The organism is Lawsonibacter sp. OA9 (assembly GCF_022440585.1).
This window is the reverse complement of sequence record NZ_JAKNTI010000017.1, coordinates 1-8,894: the sequence shown is the minus strand read 5'-3', so window position 1 is coordinate 8,894 and position 8,894 is coordinate 1. Positions and strand designations below refer to the sequence as shown.

Annotated in this window: 12 protein-coding genes; 10 read left to right on the top strand and 2 right to left on the bottom strand. The window is 46.1% G+C overall.

From position 1 onward, the window contains the following. Positions 1–50: 50 nt before the first annotated feature. Complete coding sequence (locus MCG44_RS00780; protein WP_240286284.1) at positions 51–1,343, bottom strand: AfsR/SARP family transcriptional regulator; 1,293 nt, start codon at positions 1,341–1,343, stop codon at positions 51–53. A 150-nt stretch (positions 1,344–1,493) separates the two neighbouring features. Here MCG44_RS00780 and MCG44_RS00775 point away from each other — a divergent pair, with 150 nt between their 5' ends. The 10 genes from MCG44_RS00775 (at position 1,494) to MCG44_RS00730 (ending at position 7,867) form a co-directional block, all read left to right on the top strand. After that, complete coding sequence (locus MCG44_RS00775; RefSeq protein WP_240286282.1) at positions 1,494–2,441, top strand: transglutaminase-like domain-containing protein; 948 nt, start codon at positions 1,494–1,496, stop codon at positions 2,439–2,441. Positions 2,442–2,470: 29 nt separating this feature from the next. Beyond that, positions 2,471–3,505, top strand: coding sequence for a type II secretion system F family protein (locus tag MCG44_RS00770; protein ID WP_240286280.1), 1,035 nt, complete (start codon positions 2,471–2,473; stop codon positions 3,503–3,505). Positions 3,506–3,639: 134 nt separating this feature from the next. Further along, positions 3,640–3,858, top strand: coding sequence for a hypothetical protein (locus tag MCG44_RS00765; protein WP_240286278.1), 219 nt, complete (start codon positions 3,640–3,642; stop codon positions 3,856–3,858). Positions 3,859–3,869: 11 nt separating this feature from the next. Continuing rightward, positions 3,870–4,352, top strand: a complete 483-nt coding sequence (locus MCG44_RS00760; protein ID WP_240286276.1) for a DUF4860 domain-containing protein — start codon at positions 3,870–3,872, stop codon at positions 4,350–4,352. Further along, positions 4,330–4,788 (top strand): hypothetical protein, encoded by a 459-nt coding sequence (locus MCG44_RS00755; protein WP_240286274.1) that lies wholly within the window; start codon positions 4,330–4,332, stop codon positions 4,786–4,788. The genes MCG44_RS00760 and MCG44_RS00755 overlap by 23 nt, the downstream gene beginning before the upstream one ends. After that, positions 4,785–5,285, top strand: coding sequence for a hypothetical protein (locus MCG44_RS00750; RefSeq protein ID WP_240286272.1), 501 nt, complete (start codon positions 4,785–4,787; stop codon positions 5,283–5,285). Before MCG44_RS00755 ends, MCG44_RS00750 begins: the two co-directional genes overlap by 4 nt. 12 nt (positions 5,286–5,297) lie before the next feature. Beyond that, entirely contained in the window at positions 5,298–6,353 is a 1,056-nt protein-coding gene (locus MCG44_RS00745; RefSeq protein ID WP_240286270.1) for a type IV pilus twitching motility protein PilT, read from the top strand. Positions 6,354–6,430: 77 nt separating this feature from the next. Beyond that, a complete protein-coding gene (locus tag MCG44_RS00740; protein ID WP_240286268.1) occupies positions 6,431–6,613 on the top strand; it encodes a hypothetical protein in 183 nt (60 codons plus the stop codon). Positions 6,614–6,626: 13 nt separating this feature from the next. After that, positions 6,627–6,902, top strand: a complete 276-nt coding sequence (locus MCG44_RS00735) for a spore coat protein (RefSeq protein WP_240286266.1) — start codon at positions 6,627–6,629, stop codon at positions 6,900–6,902. An 86-nt stretch (positions 6,903–6,988) separates the two neighbouring features. Continuing rightward, on the top strand, positions 6,989–7,867 hold the full coding sequence (locus tag MCG44_RS00730) for a LysR family transcriptional regulator (protein WP_240286265.1): 879 nt from the start codon (positions 6,989–6,991) through the stop codon (positions 7,865–7,867). Positions 7,868–7,879: 12 nt separating this feature from the next. Here MCG44_RS00730 and MCG44_RS00725 read toward each other — a convergent pair. Then, positions 7,880–8,894, bottom strand: a 1,015-nt coding sequence (locus MCG44_RS00725; RefSeq protein ID WP_240286263.1) for a proline racemase family protein, incomplete at its 5' end; no start/stop codon positions are given.

The following is an 8,894-nucleotide window of genomic DNA, read 5'->3' as shown; positions in this document are numbered from 1 at the left end:
CCACAAGGTCACAATACGTACAGGCAACCGCCTGTGCACAGTTATAGCCTTTACTGTGCTTCGTTATCGTTTCTTCCACCCGTGTCTTCATCTTCATTTCCTCCTGTTTTCGAATCATCGAGCGTTTCTCCGCCCCTGCATTCCATTTCCTTCAGTGATGCCATATAATAATTCACTTTATTCCGACCGGACCCCGCTTTTTTATAAGCGGTATTCAGTCGGTTAATAATGTCCACGCAGTTATCTTTCCCTGCCGCCGGAAGTAAGATAAGAAACTGATTGGCACTGTAGCGCGTATAGAGATCACCTCTCCTAAGCGAACTGCATACAGCCTCCATAAATAACGAGCACATCCCCTCAAGCGTATCCTCTTTTTCCAGAGGCCACCCCTGGTAATCTGTGAGGGTGCACAAAATCATATATCCTTCAATACCAAGTCGTTCATAACCGCGTGCAAGAAACCGGTAGTTATCAATAAACCCCGGAAATGTACAGTAATACGGCCCTCTGATCCGATTGGTCTCCTGCACCGCCTGACGGACATCTTCCATAGCTCCCTGTGCAAACTGAACCTGGCTGCTCATGGTGTGAAAACGCTGCAGCATCTGTTCTGAAGGGGGTTTTTTTAAGTCCGTAAAATACATCCGGGTCACTTCCTGATACACCCTCATCGCCTCTTTATACCGATTGGCGGCCAGCAGACTGTCGATCACCCACAGCTGCCATTCCTCATACGGATAAAGATCAGCAGCACGTCTTGACAGATGCAGCATCTGTTCATAGTCCTGACACCGTTTGAAATATTGCAGGCACTCCCTCAGACTTTTAAAATACAGCTCGCGCAGATGTTCAGCTTCCTGCTTTATCCATTTCGGTGAGTCATCTCCTGCTCCCAGAAATTCACCCTTGTACATCTCACATGCCTCCAGATACAGTCTGGCCCTCTCCTCCTCATCCGCTTCCGTCTGTGCACGCTCTGCCAGAATTTCAAATTCCCGCACATCCACGCATGCTGAAACCTCCATATTCCAGATACACGTACCGCGCCGTACTTCAATATACTGATTCTGCGGAAGCCCTGCCTTTACCAGTTGTTTCCGCAGCCGGAAAATCGTATTGTTCAGCGTAAGATTTGTATTCTCAATCCGTTCATCTCCATACAGAGTTTCAATGATCTCCGTTTTGGCGATCTGTCTTCTCGGATGAATCATCAGAAGCTGAAGAAGCTGAATAAACTTAGAATTCCCGCTTCGCGCAAACGAGATATCCTGCATCCCATACCTCATGGAAAATCCGCCCAGCATATTCATATAAAAAATATCCTGTTCCCGTCGTTCCTCCATACTGTTGTCCCTTTCCTGTTGTCCATCATATTGCTCCGTACTTTTATTTTATCAGATAATTCATCATACAACAACCTTTAACGTATTTTTTATTGTTCGGAATTGTGTTATAATAGGAATATCTTGTAACTTAAAACAGGAGGATTTCAATTGAATCTTATAAATAAATGTTGGTTTTTCCTGTTTCTTCTTTCCGTTGTCCTTCTTGCAGGATGCAGTCAGACTTCTTCTGCCGCACCCAATGCAAAAACCGAACAGACAAAAACAGAAACAGGAACCCGGGACAATACGCCCCGTGTACTGCTCCCATCCGCAGACGGAACGACGGTCTACGGAAATGACAGTGTCATCATAGACGCCTCGCATCCTGAGGATGGATATATCATGATATCCTGTACCGGAAATGACGCCAGAATCAAGGCACAGATCACAGGGCCCGATGCCATCACTTATACGTATGATCTGGAATCGGACTCGGGCTATGATACCTTTCCCCTGAGCGCGGGCAGCGGTTCTTACCGCGTACAGGTATTTGAAAATATTGCCGGCGATAAGTATGCCGTTTTGTTTTCGCAGGATCTGGACGTGGCATTAAAAAATGAATTCACCCCATTTTTATACCCCAACCAGTTTGTAAATTATAATGCAGATACAAAAGCTGTCGAAAAAGGTGCCGAACTTGTAAAGTCCGCCAGTACTGATCTGGATGCAGTCACAGGCGTCTACCGTTTTGCAGTGGATAATATCGCATATGATCACGCAAAAGCAAAGAGCGTAAAGTCGGGATATTTGCCGGATATTGACGAAACACTTGAGACAAAGACCGGTATCTGTTTTGATTATGCCGCACTGATGACCTGCATGCTGCGCACCCAGGGTATCCCCACAAAGCTTCAGATCGGTTATGCAGGTGATATCTACCATGCCTGGATCAGCTGCTATCTCGCAGAAACAGGCTGGGTCGATGACATGATTCATTTCGACGGTGAAAAGTGGACGATGATGGATCCTACCTTTGCGGTGGATGCCAAAAAAGATAAAAAAACAAAAAAATTTATAGAAAACGAAAAAAATTATACGGTCAAATATTCCCGCTGATCGGGGAGGTTTGCCCGGAAAGGAGCACCATGTCCGAAACCAACAGAATAAAAAAACTTAATACCGCGGAGCTGATCACATTTTTCCGCCAGATGTCGTATACGCTGCAGGCCGGTATCTCACCGGCAGAAGGCCTTGCGATCATGGCTGAAGACACCGCTTCGGAGCAATCAGGACAAATTTTTACACTTTTTCAAAAAAACCTGGATGAATCCGGATCTTTTTGCCGTGCCTTAAAAGAAAGCGGGCTTTTCCCCGCGTATGCCATTCATATGCTTCAGATAGGCGAATATGCAGGCTGCCTGGATGAGACAACCGCTTCTCTTGCCGATTACTATGAACGCGAAGAGGCGACCCGCCAGTCGCTGAAAAATGCAGTCACTTATCCATGCGTGATGATCATCATCATGCTGGCTGTCAGCGGCATTCTGGTCGCCAAAGTCCTCCCCGTTTTTCAGGAGGTCTATCATCAGCTCGGAAGTGAACTTACCGGTATTCCCCTCCGGCTGATGACACTCGGAAACGTGATCAGCCGTTTTGGATTTCCACTGATACTTCTGCTGATCATTCTCTGCTGCGTTTACGCTGTTTTAATATCCCGGGGCCGTGCTACCCTCCCATTTTCCAAAAAACTTTACCGCGACATTCATGCAGCGCGGTTTGCTCACAGTTTTTCCCTGCTTCTGAGAAGCGGTATGGGTACCGATGAATGTCTGGAAATGATTTATGCGCTGACGGACCATGAGCCCATGAAGCAAAAGATACAGCATTGTATGCAGCTCGCATCAGACGGCATGGAATTCACCAGTGCGCTTAAGGAGTCACATATTTTTTCTTCGATGGAAGCACATATGATTTCCGTGGGATTTCGGTCCGGCGTTCCGGACACAGTGATGAAGCAGCTTGCTGACACGTATCAGCAGCGTGCAGATGAACGTCTTGGACGGATGATCGCTGTTCTGGAACCTGCTCTGGTAGGCATGCTTTCCATAATCGTCGGATTTATCCTGCTGTCCGTCATGCTTCCGCTTATCGGTGTCCTCTCGGGCATCAACACTTACTGATTGTGAGGTGCCATCACTTTATGAACCGTTTTTTATCCCGCCAGCCGGCACGCGTCAATATATTTAAACCACTGGTTTCACTTTTACTTACAGCTGCTGTACTGCTGCTGTTCTATTTAGGGGTTGATTCCGCAATGGAGAGTACCGTCAGCGAACAGCGCCGGACTCTCGAAGATGCCGTCTACCGGAACATCATTCAATGTTATACAACGGAAGGAACTTATCCGGAGGATCTGGATTATCTTCAGATGCACTACCCTCTGATGTACGACCGGGACAGATATTTTATTGACTACCGGCCTGTCGGAGAAAATATCATGCCCGAAGTCACCATTATCACACGCACGCCTTAGGAGGCATTCTCATGGAACGTGAAAATAAATTATATCATGCGATTGATTTCTTTTTTATCCTGTCTCTGCTCGGTATTTTTGTCACTACCGCCACACTGGTCATCGTGATCGGAGCAGACATCTATCAGTCCGCCGTCTCGTCAACAACGTCAGACGCAAATGTGAGAACTGCACTTTCTTATGTGACAGAAAAAATTCATCAGAATGACAGAAGCCAGGGAATCTCTGTCAGCTCCGATGAAGACCGGGACCTGCTCCTTCTGCATGATACCTATCAGGGTTCGGATTATACAACATATATCTATGAATATGAAGGAACTCTGCGTGAACTGACGATCCGTGCATCGGACACTCCTGACTACGGCTCAGGACAGATTATCACAGAAATCTCAGATTTTTCAATCCTCCAGGATGAGCAGGGACGTTTTGTGCTCTCCGCTTCCGGAGACGAGGGAAAGGAGTTATCAGCTTATGTCTTTTCCAAAAGCGAATAAATCCGGCATCTTTCTTCTGGAACTGCTTTTATCCATACTTCTGTTTGCGGTGGCAAGCACCATCTGCATCCAGATATTTGCAAAATCACATACACTTTCCACCGATGCCGAACGGCTGGATCATTCCGTGAATCTGGCCCAGAGTATCGCCTCCTGTATCCAGTCCGGTATCACTACACCGGAAGAACTTCAGAAATTATATCCGGAGGGAACCTGCAGTGATAACAGCCTGCTGATCGGTCTTGACGATATCGGTGAAATTTTGCCCGCCGACGCGGATCCTTCCTGCCTGCTGACTGTCACATTTGAGAATCATAATCCGGTAACGGCAGACATTATCATCACACAGATCAGGGATGATCGGAAAGTCTTCACCCTCACGGCTTCTGTGTATGAACCATACCGGCTCAATGAGAATTCGGAGGTGATGCCATGAAAAAGAGTCTTCCTTCCGTATTAAATGTGGGACTTCCTTCTATACTTACCATTTTTCTGATTCTTTCACTCGTTACATTTGCGACGCTCTCACTTGTCACATCCCGCTCCCAAAATCAGCGCGCACAGCAGAATGCACAGCGGGCAGAATCTTATGGCGAGGCATCTGCGGCAGCAGAGGAAAAGCTGGCAGTGATTGACCGGATTCTCTATGACAGCTATCACAGTCTATCCGTTCCTGAAGAAGAGACATATTTTCTGAATGCCATGCAGACACTTGCCGGCATTTCCGATATCACAGCAAACAGAAGCAGTGAAGGACTGCTCATCACTTACAGCATAGCAGTAAGCGATACCCAGCAGCTGCAGGCTGAGCTTCTTGCAGTATTCCCCGCAGAAACGGGAACGGCCTTTTACCGGGTCTTAAAATGGTCCACTTCCCCTGCTGATACCTGGAATGCAGATGACACACTCCCTGTATATGGAAATAATGAATGAGGAGAATAAATTATGACGACTACAGAACTTTTACATCTCGCCTCTTCGGAAGGGGCGTCCGATATTTTTATCGTGGCCGGCCTCCCGCTGACCCTGAAGACTCATGAAGTCTTCAAGACAGTATCTGAGACAAAACTGACCCCTGCAGATACTGAAACAATGATACGTGAAATTTATAAGACCGCCAGCAACAGAGAACTTGACAAACTGTTTCTGAATGGTGACGATGATTTTTCCTTTTCCGTCGTAGGGCTGTCGCGTTTCCGCGTAAACGCTTACCGGCAGCGTGGTTCCTATGCTGCTGTCATCCGCGTTATCGCTTTCTACCTGCCGCGGCCCGAAGATCTGCATATACCGGAAAATATTATCCGGCTCGCCGACGTTTCCAAGGGAATGGTTCTTCTGACCGGACCTGCCGGCTGTGGAAAATCGACGACCCTTTCCTGCATGGTGGACCATATCAACAACACAAAAGCATATCACATTATAACCCTGGAAGACCCTCTGGAATTCCTGCACAGCCACAAAAAAAGTATTGTCAGCCAGCGTGAGATAAATACAGACACACAGAACTATCTGGGTGCGCTCCGGGCAGCACTGCGGCAGAATCCAAATGTGATCCTCCTGGGCGAAATGAGAGATTACGAGACGATACACACTGCAATGACAGCTGCGGAAACCGGCCATCTTGTACTGTCAAGCCTCCATACCATCGGAGCCTCCAATACCATCGATCGTATCATTGATGTCTTTCCTTCCAACCAGCAGCAGCAGATCGCCGTACAGCTTTCCATGGTGCTGCAGGCAGTGGTTTCACAGCAGCTCGTACCCGCTGTAAGCGGGGGCTATGTTCCTGCATTTGAAATCATGACTCTTACCCCTGCCATCCATAACCTGATCAGAAGCGGCAAAGTACATCAAATAGAAGGAACTCTTTACTCTTCAGCGACGGATCAGATGATCTCGATGGACAACAGTCTTTTAAAACTTTACCAGGAAGGTACGATTTCCTCCGAGACTGCGCTGCACTATGCAACTAATCCAGAAATGTTACAAAAAAAATTATAAAAATCACGGTATGCTTTTCTCCGAACCCGGCATACTAATCCTGTAACTTTTAAGCCATTTATAACAGGAGGTATGTTATGACAGACATTTCCGTTTTGGATCTTCAGAACCTGCGCCACTTGATTGGCGGATATGAGACAAGTCACTGCAAAATGACAGACTATGCCAATCAGGCTCAGTCACCGGATGTAAAACAGCTGTTTCAGGAAGCCGCTGACTCTGCTATGAAAAACAAGCAGGAACTCATGAAATTCTTATAGGAGGAAACGTATAATGAACGAAAAAGCTATGGTGACAGACACTCTCGTAGGTATTAACGGAGAACTCACTTCTTTCGAAGGTTATATCGTACAGACGGAAAACCCTCAGCTGAAACAAACTTTGAAACAGCTGCGGAATGAATGTGAGATGGCTCAGGAAAAGATGTACCAGGCGGCACGCCAGCACAATTATTACGTGCCTGCACAGAAAGCGACACAGGAAGAAGTACAACACGTAAAATCTATTTTGACACAGCCTGCATCTCAGTCAGCTACACATTTAATGTAAGCTTAATTTTTATGGGGCTGTCTGTCTTAAGACAGTCCCATAAAACTATATTACACGGCAAGGGTTCTAAACAAAGGAGTTTAATTATGAACAAACATGTAAATCTCGAATATTTAAATACATTTGTTATTGCCGCTGAAACCGGAAAGCTCAACATCACTTCTGAGCTGGTCTTTCGCTCGCCTTCTGCAGTCAGCACACAGATTAAAATCCTTGAAGAACAATTTGAGACCAAACTGTTTATACGAAGTAAAAACTCTCTGATATTAACCAGCGATGGAGAAACCCTCTTAAAATATGCACAGGATATTCTAAGTCTGAACAATACTGCCTTCAATTCATTAAAGAGTGCATCCTGGGCTGGTAATATATCTCTGGGGGTCCCCACCGACTATGCAAAAATGTTTCTTACATATATCTATCCCGAGTTTTTAAAAGAATTTCCATCCTATCATTTTAATATCGTATGTTCCCGAAGCAGAGCAATACGGCATTCAATTGAAAGGGGCAATATTTCTGCTGCAATCGTCGCAATGGAGCCCCAGTTCCGTGACGACCGGCTTCTCTGGGAGGAACCGCTGTACTGGGCATGCGCCAAAGGCTATTCCATTTCAGAGAATAAAGCTTTACCAATCGCCCTTTTTTCCGATGACTGCATTATCAACACCTATACCCTCTATTCTCTGAAACATCTGGAAATCGATTACGATATAGTTTTCACCAGTACGATGTCGGAAAATATCGAGGAAGCTGTCCGCAAAGGAATTGCTGTATCGCTTCTTCCCGCCTCCTCGATTACAAATGATATGGACTTAATCTCAGGTTCCTTTTCAACTGCCCCGCTTACGTTAAAAGTTGGATTCACTCACGGCAACGCGCTTGACAGCGCTCTTTGTGACTCCATGTTTTCGATAATAAAAAACAAGCTTCATCAGTCCGGATTGATAAACTCAGGCATAAACTGACACATCACAGTTCTACCAGATATCGCCCACTGTAAATCCATTAGGAAATGGATCTGTTTCATCCAGCACATATTTACAGAAAGCACTGATCCATGCCTGACCGCCAATCGTAGGTTTAATGCCCTTATAACCGTGAATATCAATTTCTTCCAGAGCATGTCCCGTAAAAATAATACCGATTAAACCTTCGCGCCGAAATGCTTCATTTAACTTTAACTCTCCTCTGGCATATTTTACTGACATTAATGCACATGTTCCCGTACCACACGCACAACGATCCAGCGCGCCCGTCCATGTTTCCGGTTTATTCAAATCAACCTCCCCCGTATATACGGTATCTACACTCTGCCAGTCTGCATTCGGATTGTCTGTCGGTCCGTGAATTTCTGAACCAGTGATACCAATTCCCGGGTAATCAGGATGATGCACCGGCAGTTGTTCTCTTGCCGACTGATAACAAAGAGCACTGATTCTTGCAATTTCTTTCCCCTGTTCCGGAACCAGTTTAAGCCAGGAGAACTGGCGTGAGTCAATCAAACAATAGAACATTCCTCCCCATGCCACATCTACTCTGACTTTCCCAAGTACAGGTACATCAATCTCTGCATCCAGGTACACAGGAAATGCCGGGACGTTCGTGAATGTAACCTGCGTAACCTTGCCATGACTACATTCTGCGTTAATCTTAATTAATCCGGCTGCTGCCTCCAGGTAAAACTCTGTAACTGGCTCTTTCATGGGAATCATGCCTGTTTCAAGCAGTACTGTTGCGACAGCGATAGTGTTTCCACCGCTCATGACGCAGTATTCGTTCTGCTCCATAATAATATAGCCGGCTGCCGCTTTTGGGTCTTTCGCCGGAACAATCAGATTACAGTTTACCGGTGGATATCCTCTCGGCTCTTTTAATACAAGGTTCCGTACCTGATCATCATTTTCCCTCATCCATTTTAACTGGTCATAAACAGTATTCCCGGGAATTGTTGGTACTCCGCTTGTTATAACATGCATCGGCTCTCCACAATGT